The organism is Bacillus yapensis, from assembly GCF_005280205.1.
Classification (GTDB): Bacteria; Bacillota; Bacilli; order Bacillales; family Cytobacillaceae; genus Robertmurraya; species Robertmurraya yapensis.
Genome location: NZ_SUND01000009.1, coordinates 123634 through 142567, shown reverse-complemented (window position 1 = coordinate 142567; position 18934 = coordinate 123634). Strand labels below are relative to the sequence as shown.

Annotated in this window: 24 protein-coding genes; 21 read left to right on the top strand and 3 right to left on the bottom strand. The window is 36.9% G+C overall.

Annotated features, from left to right (window positions below):
* The first annotated feature begins 4 nt into the window (after positions 1-4).
* From FAR12_RS12535 to FAR12_RS12515, 5 genes are all read left to right on the top strand, one after another.
* A complete protein-coding gene (locus tag FAR12_RS12535; RefSeq protein ID WP_170972193.1) occupies positions 5-796 on the top strand; it encodes an HAD family hydrolase in 792 nt (263 codons plus the stop codon).
* Between the two features lie 538 nt (positions 797-1334).
* Positions 1335-2963, top strand: coding sequence for a YceG family protein (locus tag FAR12_RS12530; RefSeq protein ID WP_126408999.1), 1629 nt, complete (start codon positions 1335-1337; stop codon positions 2961-2963).
* A 4-nt stretch (positions 2964-2967) separates the two neighbouring features.
* Positions 2968-4065: a toxic anion resistance protein gene (locus tag FAR12_RS12525; RefSeq protein WP_126408998.1), complete on the top strand. Its 1098-nt coding sequence runs from the start codon at positions 2968-2970 to the stop codon at positions 4063-4065.
* 37 nt (positions 4066-4102) lie between these two features.
* Positions 4103-4714 carry a TerD family protein gene (locus tag FAR12_RS12520; RefSeq protein ID WP_126408997.1) on the top strand — a complete coding sequence of 204 codons (612 nt, stop codon included), beginning with the start codon at positions 4103-4105 and terminating at the stop codon, positions 4712-4714.
* 37 nt (positions 4715-4751) lie between these two features.
* A complete protein-coding gene (locus FAR12_RS12515; protein ID WP_126408996.1) occupies positions 4752-5333 on the top strand; it encodes a TerD family protein in 582 nt (193 codons plus the stop codon).
* A gap of 43 nt (positions 5334-5376) precedes the next feature.
* Here the strand turns inward: FAR12_RS12515 and FAR12_RS23825 are convergent, their stop codons facing one another.
* Together FAR12_RS23825 and FAR12_RS23820 are read right to left on the bottom strand one after the other, a co-directional pair.
* Positions 5377-5496 carry a DUF123 domain-containing protein gene (locus FAR12_RS23825; protein ID WP_246010385.1) on the bottom strand — a complete coding sequence of 40 codons (120 nt, stop codon included), beginning with the start codon at positions 5494-5496 and terminating at the stop codon, positions 5377-5379.
* Between the two features lie 31 nt (positions 5497-5527).
* On the bottom strand, positions 5528-5668 hold the full coding sequence (locus tag FAR12_RS23820; RefSeq protein ID WP_246010382.1) for a hypothetical protein: 141 nt from the start codon (positions 5666-5668) through the stop codon (positions 5528-5530).
* A 37-nt stretch (positions 5669-5705) separates the two neighbouring features.
* On the opposite strand from FAR12_RS23820, the gene FAR12_RS12505 reads away from it, so the two are divergent.
* The 8 genes from FAR12_RS12505 to FAR12_RS24170 all read left to right on the top strand — a co-directional run bounded on the left by FAR12_RS12505 (position 5706) and on the right by FAR12_RS24170 (position 11297).
* On the top strand, positions 5706-6407 hold the full coding sequence (locus FAR12_RS12505; RefSeq protein ID WP_126408995.1) for an anthrax toxin lethal factor-related metalloendopeptidase: 702 nt from the start codon (positions 5706-5708) through the stop codon (positions 6405-6407).
* Positions 6408-6459: 52 nt separating this feature from the next.
* A complete protein-coding gene (locus FAR12_RS12500) occupies positions 6460-7254 on the top strand; it encodes a thymidylate synthase (protein WP_126408994.1) in 795 nt (264 codons plus the stop codon).
* A complete protein-coding gene (locus FAR12_RS12495; RefSeq protein WP_126408993.1) occupies positions 7251-7739 on the top strand; it encodes a dihydrofolate reductase in 489 nt (162 codons plus the stop codon). The genes FAR12_RS12500 and FAR12_RS12495 overlap by 4 nt, the downstream gene beginning before the upstream one ends.
* 189 nt (positions 7740-7928) lie before the next feature.
* Positions 7929-9197 carry a threonine ammonia-lyase IlvA gene (gene ilvA / locus FAR12_RS12490; RefSeq protein ID WP_126408992.1) on the top strand — a complete coding sequence of 423 codons (1269 nt, stop codon included), beginning with the start codon at positions 7929-7931 and terminating at the stop codon, positions 9195-9197.
* Between the two features lie 151 nt (positions 9198-9348).
* The gene (locus tag FAR12_RS12485; RefSeq protein ID WP_126408991.1) at positions 9349-9561 is read left to right on the top strand and encodes a twin-arginine translocase TatA/TatE family subunit; all 213 of its coding nucleotides are present in this window, start codon (positions 9349-9351) and stop codon (positions 9559-9561) included.
* Between the two features lie 173 nt (positions 9562-9734).
* Positions 9735-10475: a twin-arginine translocase subunit TatC gene (gene tatC / locus FAR12_RS12480; protein WP_126408990.1), complete on the top strand. Its 741-nt coding sequence runs from the start codon at positions 9735-9737 to the stop codon at positions 10473-10475.
* A gap of 181 nt (positions 10476-10656) precedes the next feature.
* Complete coding sequence (locus tag FAR12_RS12475) at positions 10657-10995, top strand: helix-turn-helix domain-containing protein (protein WP_126408989.1); 339 nt, start codon at positions 10657-10659, stop codon at positions 10993-10995.
* Positions 10992-11297: a DUF5658 family protein gene (locus FAR12_RS24170; protein WP_221767356.1), complete on the top strand. Its 306-nt coding sequence runs from the start codon at positions 10992-10994 to the stop codon at positions 11295-11297. Before FAR12_RS12475 ends, FAR12_RS24170 begins: the two co-directional genes overlap by 4 nt.
* 46 nt (positions 11298-11343) lie before the next feature.
* Here the strand turns inward: FAR12_RS24170 and FAR12_RS12470 are convergent, their stop codons facing one another.
* The gene (locus FAR12_RS12470) at positions 11344-12270 is read right to left on the bottom strand and encodes an NAD(P)/FAD-dependent oxidoreductase (RefSeq protein WP_126408988.1); all 927 of its coding nucleotides are present in this window, start codon (positions 12268-12270) and stop codon (positions 11344-11346) included.
* A gap of 463 nt (positions 12271-12733) precedes the next feature.
* Here FAR12_RS12470 and FAR12_RS12465 point away from each other — a divergent pair, with 463 nt between their 5' ends.
* The 8 genes from FAR12_RS12465 (at position 12734) to FAR12_RS24090 (ending at position 18869) form a co-directional block, all read left to right on the top strand.
* Positions 12734-13576 carry a DegV family protein gene (locus FAR12_RS12465; RefSeq protein WP_126408987.1) on the top strand — a complete coding sequence of 281 codons (843 nt, stop codon included), beginning with the start codon at positions 12734-12736 and terminating at the stop codon, positions 13574-13576.
* A gap of 167 nt (positions 13577-13743) precedes the next feature.
* Positions 13744-15366 (top strand): ATP-binding protein, encoded by a 1623-nt coding sequence (locus FAR12_RS12460; RefSeq protein WP_170972192.1) that lies wholly within the window; start codon positions 13744-13746, stop codon positions 15364-15366.
* Positions 15367-15468: 102 nt separating this feature from the next.
* Positions 15469-16044 carry an SCO family protein gene (locus FAR12_RS12455; RefSeq protein WP_126408986.1) on the top strand — a complete coding sequence of 192 codons (576 nt, stop codon included), beginning with the start codon at positions 15469-15471 and terminating at the stop codon, positions 16042-16044.
* Between the two features lie 108 nt (positions 16045-16152).
* A complete protein-coding gene (locus FAR12_RS12450) occupies positions 16153-16980 on the top strand; it encodes an SGNH/GDSL hydrolase family protein (RefSeq protein WP_126408985.1) in 828 nt (275 codons plus the stop codon).
* Positions 16973-17551 carry a YpmS family protein gene (locus tag FAR12_RS12445; RefSeq protein WP_126408984.1) on the top strand — a complete coding sequence of 193 codons (579 nt, stop codon included), beginning with the start codon at positions 16973-16975 and terminating at the stop codon, positions 17549-17551. The genes FAR12_RS12450 and FAR12_RS12445 overlap by 8 nt, the downstream gene beginning before the upstream one ends.
* A gap of 22 nt (positions 17552-17573) precedes the next feature.
* Positions 17574-18116: a peptide-methionine (S)-S-oxide reductase MsrA gene (gene msrA, locus FAR12_RS12440; RefSeq protein ID WP_126408983.1), complete on the top strand. Its 543-nt coding sequence runs from the start codon at positions 17574-17576 to the stop codon at positions 18114-18116.
* Complete coding sequence (msrB, locus tag FAR12_RS12435; protein ID WP_126408982.1) at positions 18109-18540, top strand: peptide-methionine (R)-S-oxide reductase MsrB; 432 nt, start codon at positions 18109-18111, stop codon at positions 18538-18540. Before msrA ends, msrB begins: the two co-directional genes overlap by 8 nt.
* 212 nt (positions 18541-18752) lie before the next feature.
* Positions 18753-18869, top strand: a complete 117-nt coding sequence (locus tag FAR12_RS24090; RefSeq protein WP_126409034.1) for a YjcZ family sporulation protein — start codon at positions 18753-18755, stop codon at positions 18867-18869.
* Positions 18870-18934 lie beyond the last annotated feature (65 nt).

Sequence of the window (18934 nt, the reverse complement as noted above, 5' to 3'; positions counted from 1 at the left end):
CTTCATGATATTTGTATCAGATCTCGATCGAACGCTAATTTATTCAAAGCGCGCATTAGCTGAATATCCGCTCGAAGAGGAGCTTGAGCTCATTTCAGTCGAAAAGAATTTAGATAAAGACTTATCATTTATGACGAATAAATCTTTAGAATATCTCCGCGAACTCTCTTCTAAGCTATTATTTGTTCCAGTGACGACAAGATCTATTCATCAGTTTCAACGAGTATCCTTCAATGGTATTTCCCATAAATATGCAGTAACATCGAACGGTGCCAATATTTTTTATAATGGTCAGCTGCTTTTGGAATGGAATAGAAACGTCACAGAAGAGGTGAAGGAATCCTCCATCCCCTTAATCGAGGTAATTGCCTTATTGAATGAGCGGTTTAATATTAAAGATAACTTGCGGATAATGGACGATCTCTTTGTCTACTATTTTTGTGAAGAAAAGGTCACTCGACCATTTTTACAGGAGCTTACGGACTTCCTTGCAGAAATAGGTTGGAGAGTTTCTTATCAAGGGAGAAAACTATATGTTGTACCAGCGGCAGTTTCGAAGGGTAAAGCGGTAAAATTCATTCAAGAGAGAGAAGATGGAGAACCATTAATTGGTGCTGGCGATTCTCTCCTTGATGATGAATTTCTGAAGCTTTGTCATTCTTCTTTTATACTTGGACATGGGGAGCTCGCTGCCATACATCCACGGACGAAACAATATCATGTGATTCAGCAATTAGGGGTAAAGGGTGGGGAGGAGCTCCTAAAATCCATCTTAGATATGGTTGATGGGAAATAGCTCTTCGCTCAATCCTTTTTCCATTTTGTGAGGGCGTTGTAGATACCGATACAAAAAGCGCTGAATCCAGTGAAAATAATAAATGAAAAGATCAGAGAATGGTGTAAGGGAAACAACATATACGAAAAAATAAGTGATAAGAGCATTAAATCCAAATATATAAATATCGTTGAATACATAATATCTTCAACCATAGAAAGCTCTTTCTCAAGATCCTGTGATCCTCGTAAGCGATATAGACTACGCATTTCATTCACCTTCCTGCTCAAAAGACGCAAATATTTCGAAGCTTTTACACCATATGCGTGGACGAGAAAAAAGGTGAAATAGGGATAAGACTAGAAGGCTTTCTTCATTTTCGGTCGAAAATTGAAACCTTTTCTGCTATTCTCACGTAAAAGAAATTATCATTCTTAGAAAAACATTCTATACCTATGATATGATGGTAATAAGTTTACATATTTGGAAAGCTTATCGCTTGGCTTAAGCCTTACTATAGTAAAAAAGAGAAAAGCCTCGTAAAAGGGAAGGGATTTTCATGAACCCATCTTATCATCAGTTGAAGACTCATATTTTACCCGTATCATCAGAAACGTGGTTCAGCATGCTAAACAAGCCTGTAAAGGAAAGACCACAATTTCAAGTTGAAGACGGGACCATACATATTGGGCAGGTAATCGCTCGCTTTCTTGGAATGCCGATAGATGAGGATGAATACTATAATCAATTATTCGACTTTATTTATGGAGAAAAGAAAGTACTAAGTCTACTGAGTGAAGATACACTTGATAAAAGGATCGATAATCATCAATTTCAAGCGATTCAAAGGGTTTTGAATCTAAATCAAGAACAAAATCTATCCATTAATCGTTTTGTCGCCTTTTTAGACGGTGAACAGCTCCTCATAAAGTCCGAGATTCCGGCCGTTCATCGTAAGCTCCGTGAAGCGATGATTGATACACTCAAGCTGTTTTCTGAAAAGGAACCATCAGGATTGAAAAATCATGATTTAAGACGAGTGCTCGTCGACATCGTGAAGTGGTCATATAATCATCTTCAACCAGAGCTTGAGAAGGATGAGCTTGATACAGCCATGCCGAAATACCTTTGGTACGGAAATTTCAAGAAGAGCCACTATTATTTCATTTATTACTTAATGAAATTAGGCTGTGACCTGATTGTATTTAGTCCGAATGGGGAAGATCTTTTCACAGAGTTTGATCCAAATGAAGAATTATCCTTTGTACATAAATATCCTGAAAAAAAACCAGCAGAGCCTTTCCCAGTGGAAAAGAGGAGTCGCAAAGCAACGGTTGCCTATAGAGCTTCAAGAGAAATCGAAACGATTTTGAATCATGAGGGATCGGGACTTTATAAGCCATGGCAATTGCGAGACTATACTCCGTCATCGATAACGTTAAAAACAACCTATGATGAATTATTTCTAATCACTAAAGAAATCGCTATGATTCGACCTGATTTCGAGGTGAAAAATGGGAACGTCAAGATACCGACCGTGTTCGCTAAGGTGCAAGGTGTAAGTAAAAATCGAAAAGAATATTGGGACCGCCTTCACTCCATTTCGGAAAGTGAAGATAGCCTTCTTATTAAACAGTTTCCTTTTTCAAGCTCTGTACATAACGATTTTCGCTTTCACTTTCGAGATGCTTTAGGAAATGATGGTCTCCTTGTACCAGAAAAAATGCTGCACAGTAATTATTGGCACTATAATCATCTTCCCAATGGCTTGCAAATGGGAATTGCTACTGCCATTAGGAATATTTGTGCAAGACCTGCTTTAAAGCCTATTTATAATGAATCGCTAGATGATCTTAAAATCTATTTGTTTACAATGGGGATGCATATTCCACAAACGATCATAAAGCTCTTACAGAGATTTGATTACTCACAAGTTGTTCCAAAGCTGATTTTATACAACAATGAGCTAAATGGTACGATGACACGAACAGATGCAGCTTTGTTACTTTTATTAAACCAATTTGGGATTGATATTATTCTTTATAATCCTCCAGGTCATAATGATATCGAGAACTTTGTTGAAGACCATTTATATGACACGCATTGGTTGGAAGATCTCATGTTTGATTTGGATTATCGTGAACCATCGATTGTGAAAAAGTTTTTCAAAAATTTAAGAGGTGATTGAGACTATGAATCAAAATACGCAGGTGGACTTGCTCACAAAGACAGCTGATGACAAATTATCGGAAACGAAAGTTTCAGAGATTAAGCTTGCTCTTCGAAATGAGCCTGAAGTTCAACAGCTTGCACGTTCGATTGACGAAAAGGACCAAATTCAAGTATTAGAATTCGGGAAAGAACCTGCAGTACAAATTTCAAGATTTTCCGATCAAATTTTAGGCAATATGCGTGCTACCAAAGTTGAGGATTCAGGCGAGTTATTAAAACAACTCGGACGAATCATGGATAAGTTTGATAAAAAAGACTTTGAGAAAACCTCTGGCGGCGTTTTTGGAAAGCTATTCAAAAAAGGTGAAAAAGTCATTGAGAAGCTTTTTGGAAAATATCAAACAATGGGTGGCGAGATTGATAAGGTATACGTAGAAATCTCGAAGTATCAAAGTGAAATGGTTGATTCTACTCATATGCTTGAGCAAATGTATGAGCAAAACTATCAATATTATCTTACTTTAGAGAAATATGTTGTGGCAGGTGGGATGAAGGTTGAGGAGTTGAAAAACCAGCTTCCACTTCTAGAATCACGTGCGGCAACAGGCGACCAGATGGCTAGTATGCAGCTTGATACATTGAGAAATGCAGTCGAGTTACTTGAACAAAGAGTCTATGATTTGGAAATGGCAAAAATGGTAGCTTTACAAACAGCACCACAAATTAGACTACTTCAAAGAGGGAACACAAAGTTAATTGGAAAAATCAATTCTGCTTTTGTGACAACCATCCCAATTTTCAAGAATGGCCTAATTCAAGCGGTAGCTGCCAAAAGACAAAAGCTTGTGGCTGATTCAATGAGCGAACTTGATCGCCGCACGAATGAAATGCTTCTGCGCAATGCGCAAAACATTTCTCAGCAAAGTGTGGATATTGCAAGACTAGCTGGTGGTCCAAGCATCAAGATTGAAACAATCGAAGAATCTTGGAATGTCATTATGAAGGGCATGCAGGAAACAAAATCGATTGAAGAAGAAAATAAGCGTATAAGAGCTGAAGGTACAAGAAAGCTCGAACAGCTACAAGAAAACTTTAAGCAAATGAAGTTGCAAGGGTAAAAAATAGGATTAACAATAATTTGATGAGGTGAGAGACATGGCAATTAGTTTACAAAAAGGTCAACGCGTAGATTTAACAAAAGGGAATCCAGGACTTTCAAAAATTATGGTAGGACTAGGATGGGATCCAGTAGAGAACCGCGGAGGTGGAGGCCTTCTTGGTTCCCTATTTGGTGGAGGCGGAGGTTCGAATGTGGACTGTGACGCTTCTGTTATTATGCTTGGTGCTGGAGATAAGCTTAAGAATAATCGAGACGTTATTTATTTTGGAAACTTAAAAAGCAGTGACGGTAGTGTACAACACTCTGGTGATAACCTTACTGGACAAGGGGAAGGCGATGACGAACAAGTTCATATTGAATTGAGCCGAATTCCTTCTGATATTCAAAAGCTTGTCTTTGTTGTAAATATTTATGATGCCGTTAAGAGAAGACAGCATTTTGGGATGATTCGTAATGCCTTCATTCGTGTCGTGAACCCTACGAATGGCCAGGAATTAATTCATTATAATTTGACTGATGATTATAATGGCAGAACAAGCTTAATTGTCGGTGAAATTTATCGTCATGGGGCTGACTGGAAGTTTGGAGCAGTTGGTACTGGTACAAATGCAGCGGGCTTAAGTGAGGTTGTTAGAACTTACTCTTAAGAGACAATTCTAATCAAATCTATTAAGAGGTGAAGATATGAGTAGTATTAACTTATCAAAAGGTCAGCGTATTGACTTAACGAAAACGAACCCAGGTCTTACTCGAGTTATCGTTGGTTTAGGGTGGGATACGAACCGCTATGATGGCGGGCAAGATTTTGATTTAGATGCTTGTGCCTTCTTAACAGATGGAAATGGAAAAGCTACCCAGGATTTAGATTTTATCTTTTATAATAATTTGGCCCATCCTTCTGGTGCTGTTGAACATACTGGTGATAACCGCACCGGTGAAGGTGATGGGGACGATGAACAAATTAGAATTGATTTCAGTAAAGTTCCCGCCAATATAGAGCGTATAGCGATTACCGTTACGATTCATGATGCGGATAGACGTAATCAAAATTTCGGTCAGGTTTCAAACGCCTTTGCACGCATTGTGAACGAAGATACGAATCAAGAAATTTTACGCTTTGATCTTGGTGAGGACTTCTCTGTTGAAACAGCCGTCGTAATTTGCGAGCTTTATAAACATAATGGAGATTGGAAATTTAATGCCGTCGGTAGTGGTTTTTCAGGCGGACTTGCAGCATTGTGCCGTAACTTTGGTCTACAGGTTTAAAAAAATCGAAAGATAAGAAGGCTGCCGGTCTCGGCAGTCTTCTTTAATTCCCCGCATAAATCAAATGTGAAGTACATCGACAGTCAGATGCTCCAAATCTAGTTACTGGATAGATTCCTCCCTCTTTTTTCCTTATTTTCTCAGCGAGCTGACACTCTCCAATACTATTTTCATATGTTATAATCTTAGTAATATTAATAGTACGGACGCAAATAATCGAGAGTGTCTTTGTCTAGATTGATGACTCCAAGTCTCCCAATTTCTATATTGTATTCACAAGGCACTTTTACATAGATGGCATAAAGTGTGTGTGATGAATCAATGAACTCATCCATGACTATACCTCCTAAAGAACTGAAAGGGGAGAATGAGATGCGCAAAAAGGCTCTTATTCTAACAATTTGTCTACTCTCTCTTACTCTATTAGGAAGCTCAAATGCCTCTGAAGATGGAATTCTTTTACGAGACTATCCAAAGGCTTCCTTATTAAAAGAGAGCTTATATTTAAATGAAAAAGACACGATTAATGAGATTGTGATTTTACCAGAGGAAAAATTTGATGAGGAAAAGGCTGCTCAAATGGTCTCAAATATCCAAAAGCTGCCTCGTTCTCTTTTAACTAAAATACAGCAGAATGATATTTATTTGAAGCTATTTGTTGGCAAGTTGATTGATAATCCAACAGCAGCCCATTTAAAAGGCATTATTCCAAGAGGCTACAAGAGTGATAAGAAATGGGATGAAGTGCCTGGGATTGGCGGAGGTAACTTTGTTCTAGTTAAGGTCGGTCATAGTGAAAAGGGGATGGGACATGGTTCTGTTAATCTTGAACTCCATGAACTAGCACACTCCATTGATCGAATCGTTTTTGATAAGCTAAGATTTGATCCTCTCTTTCTTAAAATATGGTCAACAGAAAAATATGCATTATTTCAGAACAAGACTTATCTCGTCACATTGCCCGAAGAATACTTTGCTGAAGCCTTTGCTATGTATTACATTGACGACGAAAATCGACAGCTTTTGAAAAAACGAGCACCAAAAACATATGAATATATAAAAAATCTTAAGTAAATGGTAAAATGGTATACGTGTATAAATTGATAGATGTAAGGGTGTGGATTGGATGAAACAATATTTAGATCTTTGTAAGCATGTATTGGAAAATGGTGTAAAAAAAGAGGATCGTACAGGTACAGGTACAATTAGTACATTCGGATACCAAATGAGATTCGATTTAGCTGAAGGCTTCCCTGTTGTGACAACGAAAAAACTTCACCTTCGTTCAATCATACATGAACTGCTTTGGTTTTTAACTGGGGACACGAATATTAAATACCTTCAAGACAACGGTGTTCGTATTTGGAACGAATGGGCTGATGAAGAAGGAAACTTAGGTCCTGTCTATGGACATCAATGGAGATCTTGGACAAGCGCAGATGGAAGTACGATTGATCAAATTAGTAATCTCATTGAACAGATCAAAACGAATCCTGATTCTCGAAGACTACTTGTTAATGCATGGAATGTTGGAGATGTAGAAAAAATGGCTCTTCCTCCATGTCATTGTCTATTTCAATTTCATGTAGCTGATGGCAAACTATCCTGCCAGCTGTATCAGCGTTCTGCAGATATTTTCTTAGGAGTTCCATTCAATATTGCATCCTATGCCTTATTAACTTTAATGGTTGCCCAAGTGTGTGATTTGGAGCCTGGTGAGTTTGTTCACACATTAGGTGATGCACATATTTATAACAATCATATTGAACAGGTAGAATTGCAATTAACTAGAGAACCATATCCACTACCAAGAATGAAAATTAATCCGGATGTAAAAGATATTTTTAATTTCACATATGAAGATTTCGAGCTAGTAGATTATGTAGCACATCCTCATATTAAAGGAGTTGTCAGTGTATGATCTCCTTCATTTTAGCAATGGATGAGAATCGTGTCATTGGCAAGGACAATCAGCTTCCTTGGCATCTGCCAGAGGATTTAAAGTATTTCAGACGTGTGACGATGGGAAATCCAATTGTCATGGGTAGAAAAACCTTTGATTCGATTGGTAAACCACTGCCAGGAAGAGAAAATATTATTATTACGAGAAATCAAGACTACACTTGTGATGGTTGTACCGTCTTTTATCATATTGATGATTTCCTTTCTACTTGTGAGGAACATCCTGAAAAAGAATACTTCGTTATAGGCGGAGCGGAAATTTTCAATGTCCTTCTTCCGAATGTGGACCATTTATACATTACACAAATTCATCATCAATTTGACGGAGATACATTCTTCACTACACTTGATATGAACGCATGGGAGTTAGTTTCTCGTGAACAGGGAATAAAAGATGAAAAGAATCCGTATGATTATGAATTTCTAAAATATGATCGAAAATAATGTTTTGATCCTCTCTTGTCGACCAAGAGGGGATTTTTTGTATATTTCCGCTCTTTTATTATTAATTAATAGAAAAATAAAAATTTTATAATATCTCCCTTAAATATTTCAAAAGAACGTGATATAATTATCAAATTAAAATTATTGGAATTTTTCTAAATTTAGACGGTCGAAAAGTGAGGGAATGATATGGAACAGGAAGTACTAAAAAGAAAATGGGTGCAAGTGGAGGATATCATTATTGCATACCAACAGCTTAAGGATATCGTTGCCCATACACCGTTACAAAAGAATGAGCGGTTATCGGAAAAATATGAATGCAATGTCTATCTAAAGCGGGAGGATTTACAGCATGTGCGCTCTTTTAAGCTTAGAGGGGCATTTTATAAAGTTAAATCATTAAGTGAAGAACAGTTGAAAAATGGGGTTGTCTGCGCGAGTGCCGGGAATCATGCTCAAGGAGTGGCTTATGCGTGCAGGTATCTTGGTGTTCATGGAAAAATTTTCATGCCAACAACTACTCCGAAGCAAAAGGTTAGTCAAGTAGAGTTATTCGGGAGAGAGTACGTGGATATCGTATTAGTGGGTGATACTTTTGACGATGCTTACCATGAATCGGTTATTTGTGCAGAGAAGGAGGAGCGCGCCTTTATTCATCCATTTGATGATGAAATGGTGATTGCTGGCCAAGGGACTGTCGCCGTAGAAATTTTGAATGATTGCGAAGAAACGATTGATTACGTTTTCGGTAGCGTCGGTGGCGGTGGCTTAATGTCTGGCCTGAGTACGTATATTAAGAGTATTTCTCCTACGACAAGAATGATTGGTGTAGAACCATTAGGAGCTCCATCAATGAAAGCGTCTATTCATGAACAGAAGGTAGTTACCCTTGATAAAATTGATAAATTTGTTGATGGTGCAGCGGTAATGAGCGTTGGAAATAAGACCTTTGATATTTGCCAAGAGCTTCTCGACGATTGTCTGCTTGTACCAGAAGGTAAGGTATGTACAAGTATTCTAGAACTATATAATGAACACGCGATTGTAGCGGAACCTGCAGGGGCGATGCCTATTGCGGCTCTTGATCTATACCGTGAGGAAATCAAAGGGAAGAAAGTTGTCTGTATCGTCAGCGGAGGAAATAATGATATTGGAAGAATGCAAGAAATAAAGGAACGTTCTCTTCTATACGAAGGTCTTCTTTATTATTTTATCGTGAACTTTCCGCAAAGAGCAGGAGCTTTAAGAGAATTTCTTGATGAAGTGCTTGGACCGACGGATGATATTACTACATTTGAATACACGAAGAAGAATAATAAGGAAAATGGTCCAGCGCTAGTCGGTATCGAGCTGCAAAGAAAAGAGCATTATGACGACCTCATTAACCGTTTAAATAAAAAGGGATTTGCGTATAAAGAAGTGAATAAAGATCGGGACCTCTTTAATCTACTTATCTAAGTATGGATGTAAATGAATTTTGTCACAGGCGAGGTATTTTTGATGAAAATGTGAAATTCTTATGAACATTCGTGTATAATTCACATTAGGTGAACTAAAAATACTATAATCATATTAGAAAGTATATGTTAGAAAAAGGGGATGTTCTCAAATGTTATCAAACATCGGAGTACCTGGTTTAATATTAATTTTAGTTTTAGCATTAATTATATTTGGACCAAAAAAATTACCTGAAATCGGTAGAGCGTTTGGTCAAACATTACGTGAATTTAAGAAATCAACTCGTGAATTAACAAGTGATGTTGTGGAAGAGTTTGAAGAAGAAAAGAAAGAAATTCAAAAACTAACGAATATCACAAAATAAGTGTGAGATTTTTATATCTTGCACTTTTTTTCTGCGAGTTTTGAGGTAAATATGTTATACTTTCCTCTAGCGACCAGTGTTTTCGTAAGGGTTTGTTTCCTAAAAGGAAAACGAGGCATTGCGAAAGCAGGCATTAATTAAAATTTACGAAATTAAGTTGGCAGGGGATTTGAATGGAAGATAAAGAGTTAAACTTAGTTGACCACTTAGATGAATTAAGAAAGCGACTTATTCTTTCGGTTGCAGCTTTTTTAATCTTTTTTATCGTAGGATTTATCTATGTAACCGATATCTATAATTGGTTTGTAAGGGATTTAGATGTGAAGCTTGTGGTGCTTGGCCCTAGTGATATCATCTGGATTTATTTTATGATCGCAACGATCATCGCCATCGCTGGAACGATTCCCATTTTAGCGTTACAAATTTGGTTATTTGTGAAGCCGGCGTTAAGACCAGTCGAGAGAAGAATTTCCCTCTCTTACATCCCAGCGCTATTTATTCTTTTTATTGTAGGTTTAGCGTTTGGCTATTTTGTTATTTTTCCTACAATCATGAATTTCTTAGTGGAATTAAGTGCAGATATGGTCGTAACGAACTTTACAGCTGATAAATATTTCAGATTTATTATGAATACGACATTACCATTTGGATTCTTATTCGAGCTACCTGTAGTATCTATGTTTCTAACTTCACTTGGGGTCATTAACCCTTACGTCTTACAGAAGATGCGAAAGTATGCTTATTTTGTGTTGGTGGTCATTGCAGTTGTTATTTCACCACCAGATATCATGTCAGATACTCTAGTAACAATTCCATTACTTTTCCTATATGAAATCAGCATCAACTTGTCAAAATTTGTGTACAAACGAAAGTTGAAAAAGGAGCAAGAGTGGGAAGCAGAAGCTGTAGAATAATATGAAATGCTGAAAAACCGGGTGAATCCACCCGGTTATTTTTGTATTTTGTGAAAAAGTCCTCTATTAATTTGTTTTCTTGCTGTTTTCCTCTTTACACCGACTTTAAAAAGAATGATAATGTTCTTAATAAAGGTATGTTTCATGCGTTATTCTTTAGCTTGATAAGGGAGCAATGATAATGGTAGGTGAGCGGATTAAACTGTTAAGAACCAAAAAAGGGTACTCGATATCGGAATTAGCTAAAATTGCTGGTGTTTCTAAATCATATTTGAGCTATATAGAACGAAATGTTCAAAGAAATCCCTCGTTACAATTTTTATCAAAAATTGCGGAAACGTTGGAAACAAGTATGGAGTATTTATTGGAAGAAGAAGAACAATTAGACGAAGAGTGGGTTTCACTGATAAAGAAGGCGAAAGATGAAGGAGTGAGTAAGGAGGATTTTCAAAAATATCTAGACTTCGTGAAATTTAAAAAATGGGAAGAGGATCAACGTGATCCAAGTAGCCGCCTATGAGAATTGGTCCTTCTTTGTTCGTTTACTTAGCTGTTCTAAATTTTTTTGATGGCTGTGTGACATTTATTGGAATTCAATTTGGAGTGATAGAAGAGCTTAACCCATTAATGGCTGCTCTAATCTCGAAAAATCCATGGTCATTTTTCCTTTTAAAGAGCTATTTATCTGTTTTTCTGCTCCTAGTATTCTATTTCATCAGGGGGCAGGCAATCTCGAACTTCCTAAAAAGTCTCATTTTATGCTCTGTGATTTTGTATACTTCTGTTTCAATACTGCATGTATCTTGGATATTTTTAAAATAAGGATCCGATATCTAGTGCTAGATACCGGACCAATGAAAATTGACAGCTAGTTTTGAAGTAGTAGCTCTGATATATACTTTGTTGTAATCATTCCTTGCCCTACTGAGAGGGATATACTGCAATAAGCTGCGGGAGTACATACATCACCAATTGCAAATATGGATGGGTTACTTGTTTGACCAAGTTTATTAACAACTATGTTTTCTTGCTTGTCTAGTTTAACGATATTTTTGACAAGTGAACTATTCGGTACGTTTCCTATTCGGATAAGAATTCCCTCTACTTCGATACTGCGTGTCATCCCATTATGATTAACTTCGATACTTTCAACCCTTGAATCCCCTTGAATCGATCTCACGGTTGTATTTGTGAGTATTTCGATGTTTTTATGATCTAATACCCCGTCTTTGTATGTATTTCTAGCTCGAAAATGAGCGGAGTGATGAATTAAAACAACCTTGGCACCGGCATTCGCTAAAAGCATAGCTCCTTCAAATGCTCGATCTCCGCCCCCGACAATGGCGACCTGCTTATTTGTGAATTTGTCTTTATGACGGGTTGCAGAATAAACTTCTCCTCTTTCCATCATTTCCAGTTCACCGGGTACATTTAATGTTCGATGCTTTGCTCCAGATGCAATGATCAAATATTGATAGCTTGCTTCAATCCTATGCCCGTCTTTTAAATACTGTATTGTCTTGGCAGTAGAATCGATTTCACTTACTACGCTATTACAACTAATATTACATTTTAGGGTATCTATTTGTTCGATTAAGTTTTTTTGTAACTCTTTTCCGTTTTCGATGATTTTCCCCGGATAATCAATGATTTGATTAAATATTTGTTCTAGTTGTCCTCCAGGAGTGTGATTGGACTCCAACAGAAGATGATCTAATTTAAGTCGATTACACCAGATGGCCGCAGAAATTCCAGCTACTCCACCGCCAATTATGATAACATCATATTTTTCCATCTTTAATAGTGCCTCATTTCCTCTTCGATTTGTATCATAATACACGAGTAAAATTGATATAAAATGAAGAGCCTCCGCTATTAGCCTTAACAATACTTATAATGGCTCAATTCAAGTGTTTATTTATTTTTATTAGCCTCGCAATGTACTCAACAAAGCTGATTATATATGATTATATCTTCATTATTCCACTTAAAAAGTCGCAACTCAAGCAATAATGTTACTAGAAATAGATTAGATTTCCTTGATGATATAAGTGAACGATTGGATTCATGCGAAGTTTATTATAGTCGAAATGTGGAAAAGCGTATTTTATCTGCGAATGTCAGACGGATAGAAAATAATTAAAACATAGAACAATGTGTTCAAGAAAAAGTCATTATTCACAGATAATAATTAACATTACGAACAAATTATCGTGTATAATAGTGCGATAGGCAACCTAGGATAGGGAAGTGATAGATTGAATAAAATCAAAATTGTAACAGACTCAACAGTGGATCTAGATAATGAATTAATTAATAATTACGGGATTGAGGTTGTTCCTTTGTCCTTGTATATAGATGGACAAGTTTATACCGATGGACTAGATATTACACCGGAAGAATTCGTCCAAAAAATGAAAGAATCAGAGGAACTACCAAAGAGCTCTCAGCCACCTACAGGGGTCTTTTTAGAACTGTATAATCGTTTGAGTGATGAGGGGTATGATGTCATTTCCATTCATATGACAGGTGGAATGAGTGGCACGGTCCAATCAGCAGAAACTGCGGCAAGTATGGCAAAAGGGAAAGTGACAGTAGTAGATTCACGCTTTATTTCTAGAGGCTTATCCTTCCAAGTGATCGAGGCAGCAAAATTAGCACAAAGTGGTCATTCTCATGATGAGATTATCGATGTTATTCAAAAAGTTCGTGATAATACAAGATTATATGTCTATGTTGATACGCTAGAAAATCTTATTAAGGGTGGAAGAATTGGAAAAGGGAAAGGCTTTATTGGCTCTCTCCTAAATATTAAACCGATTGCATCCCTCGAGGATGGTGTTTATACACCTGTTACCAAGGTAAGAAGTCATTTAAAGGCTGCTAAATACTTAGCTACGGAATTTGCTAAGGATGTTGAAGGAAAGACGATTAAGGCTGTTGCTATCGCTCATGCTGAAGGGTTGGAGCTTGCAGAAAAGGTTAAAAAGACCGTTTTTGAACTAACTGGATATAACGAAATCGATATTGTGTATACGACTCCGATCGTAAGTACACATACTGGGCCTGGGGCAATTGGGTTCATGTATTATTTCGAGTAAGGATAGAGAAAAACCTGAACAATAGCTGTTCAGGTTTTTTTATTGGCAATACAAACTTTGTGATTGGTTACATAAATGACTAAAATGTTGAAATTTGAAGTTGTAAAGAAGGATTCTCCCTAATTGTGTCGAAAAGAAAAATAACAATAACTATTGAGGGGATGAGTATGCTTAAATTCTTCAGAAGTATTTCACTAAATACGAAAGTTATGATCTTAACCTTATGTATCTCCTCTTGCATCGTTTTATTTACCGGTGGAATTGCTTTATCACTTCAAATGAAGGAAATGAAAGAGCAGTTGATTGATCATCTAGTGGGTCTAACTTCCTTATGGAGTTCGATCATTCAAAATGAAAACGTGGAAAAAGTGATCGCAACAAAGGATACTCAAGACACACATTATCAAAATTTATCAGAACAGTTGTCTTTAATAAATGAAAAAAACTCGAACGTACAACACGGCTATATTTTAACGTTAGACATAAATGAAGGTGGAGTGACGCCTCTTGTCACATCTGAATCCTGTGAAGAGCTTGGGATGCGTGTTTTTACAAGCTTTAATGCTCCAGAAGTTTTCAAGGAAGTTGCCGAAAAAGCTGTTGAGACCAAGGAGATTACGAACACTAGTGTATATAAGGCTGAAGGGACAAGTTGGATCTCGGCATTTTCACCACTCCTTAATCAAGATGGTGAGGTCATCGCTCTCTTAGTTATCAGTACGCAAGCAACTAGCATCGATTCCTTTCAAAAAGAGATCGTCTATTCACTATGTCTCATATTTTTGATCATAACCATAGTCGTTTACTTCATTTTCAAAAAAATATTAAACAAGCTATTGGAACCAGTGAACGAAATTATCAGTGGGATTAATGAAGTCAGTAACGGAAATTTTCAAGTTAAGCTTCAGGTCGTTGATGAAACAGATCTGGGAAAATTGATGAATCGATTTAACTACATGACCGAACAGCTTTCTCTTCTATTTGAGCGATTAACGATAACCTCTAGGCATTTGGGAGAAGGTGGTCACAATTTACGTCAAAGCACGAAATTCGAGGATGCTATTGATGAAATGGAAAATATCATTCAAAAAACGAAAATACTTAAGGAACTGCAGAGAGCTGAAAAAATGAACGCTATCGGTCAATTAGCTGCATCGGTTGCTCATGAGATCCGTAATCCGATGACAGTAGTGAAGGGATTTTTGCAAATTTTTAAAACAAAAAAAGAGCTATCAGATGAAGAACAGGCATTTGTTAAGCTGATGATTGATGAAATGAATCGAGCCGAAACGATTATTAATGATTATCTCTCTTTGGCTAAGCCAGATATGGAGAGCATGGAAAGAGTTGATGCAGTATCCCTTGCGAATAAGGCGATGGATCTAATGAATTCTTTCGCAATGATGTCAAAAAATATCCAATTGGAAACAAAAATTGAGGAGCAGATTTGTGTTAACGGGAATAGAAGTGAGCTCAATCAGGTTCTTATTAATATTTTGAAGAATGGCATTGAAGCGATGAAGGACGGAGGAGTTTTAAGTTTAAGAGTCTACCGAGAGGGTTCGTTCGGCGTCTTTGAAATAAAAGATAGTGGTATCGGGATGTCTAAAGGGGAACTTGAAAGACTAGGTACTGCTTTCTATTCGCTGAAGGAAAAGGGTACTGGAATGGGTCTAATGGTTTGCTATCAAATAATTGAGCGAATGAAGGGGAAAATTGACGTTGTCAGTGAGAAAGGCAATGGTACGACATTTACAATTAGTATCCCATTAGATGAGTCTCAGGAGTAAGAGGTATCTGGAATTTTCATATTGTACTGACTTTTTCCTTTCTTCTTTACACCTTGTCTGCTAAAATGAACCTTGAATCAAGCGGGAATTGCAGGTGGAAAAATGAAAATTCGTTACAGTTTATTAACTATTTTAGTACTCGTTTTAATGACAGCTTGTGGCAGCAAAGGAATTGAAGACCCTCTAAACTATGAACTTGAGGATTTTACTTTTACTGATCAAAATGGTCAGGAGTTTGGGAAAGAGGATTTAAAAGGGAAGGTATGGATTGCCGATTTTATCTTTACGAATTGTGATACGGTTTGTCCGCCAATGACTTTTAATATGACAAAGCTTCAGAAGATGGCTAAAGAGGAAGGCATAGAAAACGTTGAATTTGTCTCGTTTTCTGTCGACCCGGAAATTGATACACCGGAAATTTTGAAGGACTATGCCGGGAAATTTGAATTAGATCAAAGTAATTTTCACTTTTTAACTGGCTATAAACAGTCATTTATTGAAACATTTGCGTTAGACAATTTCAAAACGTTAGTAAAAAAACCTGATAATCAGGATCAGGTTATCCATCAGTCTTATTTTTTCTTGGTTGATAAGGAAGGTACAATCATGCAGTCTTATTCTGGGGCAAGTGATACTCCTTACGCAGATATTATTAATGATATAAAAACTTTGCAATGAATGGACCCTAATATTGGGTCCATTTTTTGTTTTTAAGTCTCGATGACTTTGTGTATATATCCATCCTTGTTATAATTAAAGAAAGCTTAAAAAAGGAAGGTGAAAAATATGAAGAGAATATTCACCTCTTTTTTTCTTTGTTTATTCCTTTTAGTTGCTTGCAGTCAGACTAGTTCCTCAGAAACTTATTTATCGAATCGGGAAACAGGCGTGGACAAAAAAGAACCATTTCCAGCGGATTTTTTTCCGAAGTCTTATACAATCGTATCTGTAGGTGATTCTCTTACACAAGGCGTTGGAGATAGTACGAAAAGAGGGGGCTACCTTCCGTATTTAGAAGAGCGACTAGAACAAGAAAAGGGTATTATGGACACCACCATTTATAACTATGGTGTGAGCGGAAATCGTACATCTCAAGTTCTGAATCGCATAAAGAGCCAAGAAGTTAAGGGTTCGATTCAAAAGGCTGATATTGTATTGATTACAACGGGTGGTAATGATGTGATGAAAGTAGTGAAAGAGAATTTCCCAGAACTCAATCTAAGGGATTTTGATCGGGAACTCATTAGCTATGAAAAGAATTTAACTTCCGTTTTCGATACAATAAGAAAAGAGAATCCTGATGTAACTATTGGATTGATTGGCTTGTACAATCCATTTTATACTCTTTTTGCAGATGTGAAAGAAATGGAACTCGTTACGGATAAGTGGAATCAAGTGAGTCAAAAGGTCTTGGCGAGGTACGATAATACTTTATTTGTGGGGATTGCAGAAATCTTTAAGGAAAGCGAAGAAAATTTACTTTATACGGATTACTTTCATCCGAATGATAAAGGCTACCAATTGATGGCTGATAAGGCATTTACTGTCCTTCAAAATGAAGCTCTTGAAAATTTATATGTGGCTGCGCAAAAGGAGAACGAACTAGATGACTAAAAAATGGAAAACTTTATTTTTTCTCCTTTTAGGTATTAATCTTCTAATCCTGTTGTTATTTTTTATACTAGTTAATATTCCGATTAAAAAAGAAGACACCCAGACTGGAGACAAAGTAAATCAAGAAGAAGTTCAATTTCAAATCAATGCAACCAAGTCTGATTTAAACCGAATTATCAATCATTATATTGAACAAGAAGGACTAAAAAGCCCAATTGCCTATGAAGTCTTTTTAAATGATGAGGTTGAGCTTTATGGGACGATGAAAATATTTACAGAGAATATTGAAATGAAGTTGACCTTTGAACCTGAGGCTCTTTCAAATGGGGACCTAATATTAAGGCAAAAATCGATTCAAATTGGGAAAATTCAGCTTCCTGTTGCTTATGTAATGAAATTTATAAGTGAGCAATATGATTTTCCAGAATGGGTCAACATTCAGCCGAATGATGAGCTCATTTACGTCGCCCTTCAAAAAATGAAGCTAAAAAGCGATATTAAAGTAAAGGTTAATAAATTTGACTTAAAAAATGATGATATCCGTTTTTCTCTGCTAGTACCAACGAAATGAAAAAAATTGGGTGGTGTAAGTAATGGAGAATAAAGAATACGAACGAGCTACGTTTGCCGGTGGTTGCTTTTGGTGTATGGTGAAACCATTTGATGAACAGCCAGGCATTATAAAAGTTATGTCCGGCTATACTGGGGGACATAAAGAAAATCCAACCTATGAAGAGGTTTGCAGTGAAACGACTGGTCATTATGAAGCGGTGCAAATTACGTTTGATCCAAATGTTTTTCCATATGAAAAACTGCTTGAGCTCTACTGGCAACAAATAGATCCGACTGATCCAGGAGGTCAATTCTATGACCGAGGTGAATCCTACCAAACAGCGATCTTTTATCATACAGAAGAGCAAAAGGCTCTAGCAGAGGAATCGAAGCAACAGTTGCAAGAGAGCGGACCTTTTAATAAACCGATTGCAACGAAAATTCTCCCTGCTAAACCTTTTTACGAAGCGGAAGAATATCATCAACACTTTTATAAGAAAAATCCAACTCGTTACAATGCATATAGCCAAGGTTCTGGTAGGGCAGCATTTATAAAAAATCACTGGGGTGAGAAAAATGAATAAAGAGGATCTGAAGAAAAAACTGACACCAATTCAATATGAAGTAACGCAAAATAATGGAACAGAACGTCCATTTCAAAATGAATACTGGAACGAATTCTCAGATGGGATTTATGTAGATATTGTTTCAGGTAAACCGCTATTTAGCTCAAAAGATAAATTTGATGCAGGATGTGGTTGGCCGAGCTTTACGAAGCCGATCGAAGAAGAAGAGGTTATCGAGAAAGAGGACAGAAGCCATTTTATGGTTCGGACAGAGGTTCGAAGCAAGTCGGCTGATTCTCATCTTGGTCATGTTTTTGATGATGGCCCTGGTCCAACTGGTTTACGTTATTGTATCAATTCTGCAGCAACCCGTTTTATTCCGAAGGAGAAGCTAGAGGAAGAAGGGTACGGGGAGTATTTGAAATTGTTTGAGGAAAAATAATCTGAAAAACGCTGCCTAAAGGGAGTTACTACACCTTTCTAGGCAGCGTTTTTATATTTATGGGCATATACACATACAGGTCAAGTACCTATCGCATATATTGGCAGTGTTAGTAACCTAATATATGTTTGAGGGAGGAAGCTATTATGGAACAAATTAAGGGCGGATACGGTGGCCAACATTATGGCTGTGATACTTGCTATGAACAACCAATGTATGGATATGCTTACCCAAGTTATGTAGGGGGAGCTAATTATGGTGGCGGTTTTGCTTTAATCGTTGTGTTGTTCATCCTATTAATCATTATCGGCGCTAGCTATTGTAAATAAGGTAGTAAAAAGAAATTATCCTTTTAAAAAGGGTAATTTCTTTTTATATTGGACTATTCTCTTGT

Excerpts from the sequence above, each read along its gene's own strand:
- FAR12_RS12535 (WP_170972193.1), top strand. The coding sequence starts at position 5 with ATGATATTTGTATCAGATCTCGATCGAACGCTAATTTATTCAAAGCGC.
- FAR12_RS12530 (WP_126408999.1), top strand. The coding sequence starts at position 1,335 with ATGAACCCATCTTATCATCAGTTGAAGACTCATATTTTACCCGTATCA.
- FAR12_RS12525 (WP_126408998.1), top strand. The coding sequence starts at position 2,968 with ATGAATCAAAATACGCAGGTGGACTTGCTCACAAAGACAGCTGATGAC.
- FAR12_RS12520 (WP_126408997.1), top strand. The coding sequence starts at position 4,103 with ATGGCAATTAGTTTACAAAAAGGTCAACGCGTAGATTTAACAAAAGGG.
- FAR12_RS12515 (WP_126408996.1), top strand. The coding sequence starts at position 4,752 with ATGAGTAGTATTAACTTATCAAAAGGTCAGCGTATTGACTTAACGAAA.
- FAR12_RS23820 (WP_246010382.1), bottom strand. The coding sequence starts at position 5,668 with ATGGATGAGTTCATTGATTCATCACACACACTTTATGCCATCTATGTA.
- FAR12_RS12505 (WP_126408995.1), top strand. The coding sequence starts at position 5,706 with ATGCGCAAAAAGGCTCTTATTCTAACAATTTGTCTACTCTCTCTTACT.
- FAR12_RS12500 (WP_126408994.1), top strand. The coding sequence starts at position 6,460 with ATGAAACAATATTTAGATCTTTGTAAGCATGTATTGGAAAATGGTGTA.
- FAR12_RS12495 (WP_126408993.1), top strand. The coding sequence starts at position 7,251 with ATGATCTCCTTCATTTTAGCAATGGATGAGAATCGTGTCATTGGCAAG.
- ilvA (WP_126408992.1), top strand. The coding sequence starts at position 7,929 with ATGGAACAGGAAGTACTAAAAAGAAAATGGGTGCAAGTGGAGGATATC.
- FAR12_RS12485 (WP_126408991.1), top strand. The coding sequence starts at position 9,349 with ATGTTATCAAACATCGGAGTACCTGGTTTAATATTAATTTTAGTTTTA.
- tatC (WP_126408990.1), top strand. The coding sequence starts at position 9,735 with ATGGAAGATAAAGAGTTAAACTTAGTTGACCACTTAGATGAATTAAGA.
- FAR12_RS12475 (WP_126408989.1), top strand. The coding sequence starts at position 10,657 with ATGGTAGGTGAGCGGATTAAACTGTTAAGAACCAAAAAAGGGTACTCG.
- FAR12_RS24170 (WP_221767356.1), top strand. The coding sequence starts at position 10,992 with ATGAGAATTGGTCCTTCTTTGTTCGTTTACTTAGCTGTTCTAAATTTT.
- FAR12_RS12470 (WP_126408988.1), bottom strand. The coding sequence starts at position 12,270 with ATGGAAAAATATGATGTTATCATAATTGGCGGTGGAGTAGCTGGAATT.
- FAR12_RS12460 (WP_170972192.1), top strand. The coding sequence starts at position 13,744 with ATGCTTAAATTCTTCAGAAGTATTTCACTAAATACGAAAGTTATGATC.
- FAR12_RS12455 (WP_126408986.1), top strand. The coding sequence starts at position 15,469 with ATGAAAATTCGTTACAGTTTATTAACTATTTTAGTACTCGTTTTAATG.
- FAR12_RS12450 (WP_126408985.1), top strand. The coding sequence starts at position 16,153 with ATGAAGAGAATATTCACCTCTTTTTTTCTTTGTTTATTCCTTTTAGTT.
- FAR12_RS12445 (WP_126408984.1), top strand. The coding sequence starts at position 16,973 with ATGACTAAAAAATGGAAAACTTTATTTTTTCTCCTTTTAGGTATTAAT.
- msrA (WP_126408983.1), top strand. The coding sequence starts at position 17,574 with ATGGAGAATAAAGAATACGAACGAGCTACGTTTGCCGGTGGTTGCTTT.
- msrB (WP_126408982.1), top strand. The coding sequence starts at position 18,109 with ATGAATAAAGAGGATCTGAAGAAAAAACTGACACCAATTCAATATGAA.
- FAR12_RS24090 (WP_126409034.1), top strand. The coding sequence starts at position 18,753 with ATGTATGGATATGCTTACCCAAGTTATGTAGGGGGAGCTAATTATGGT.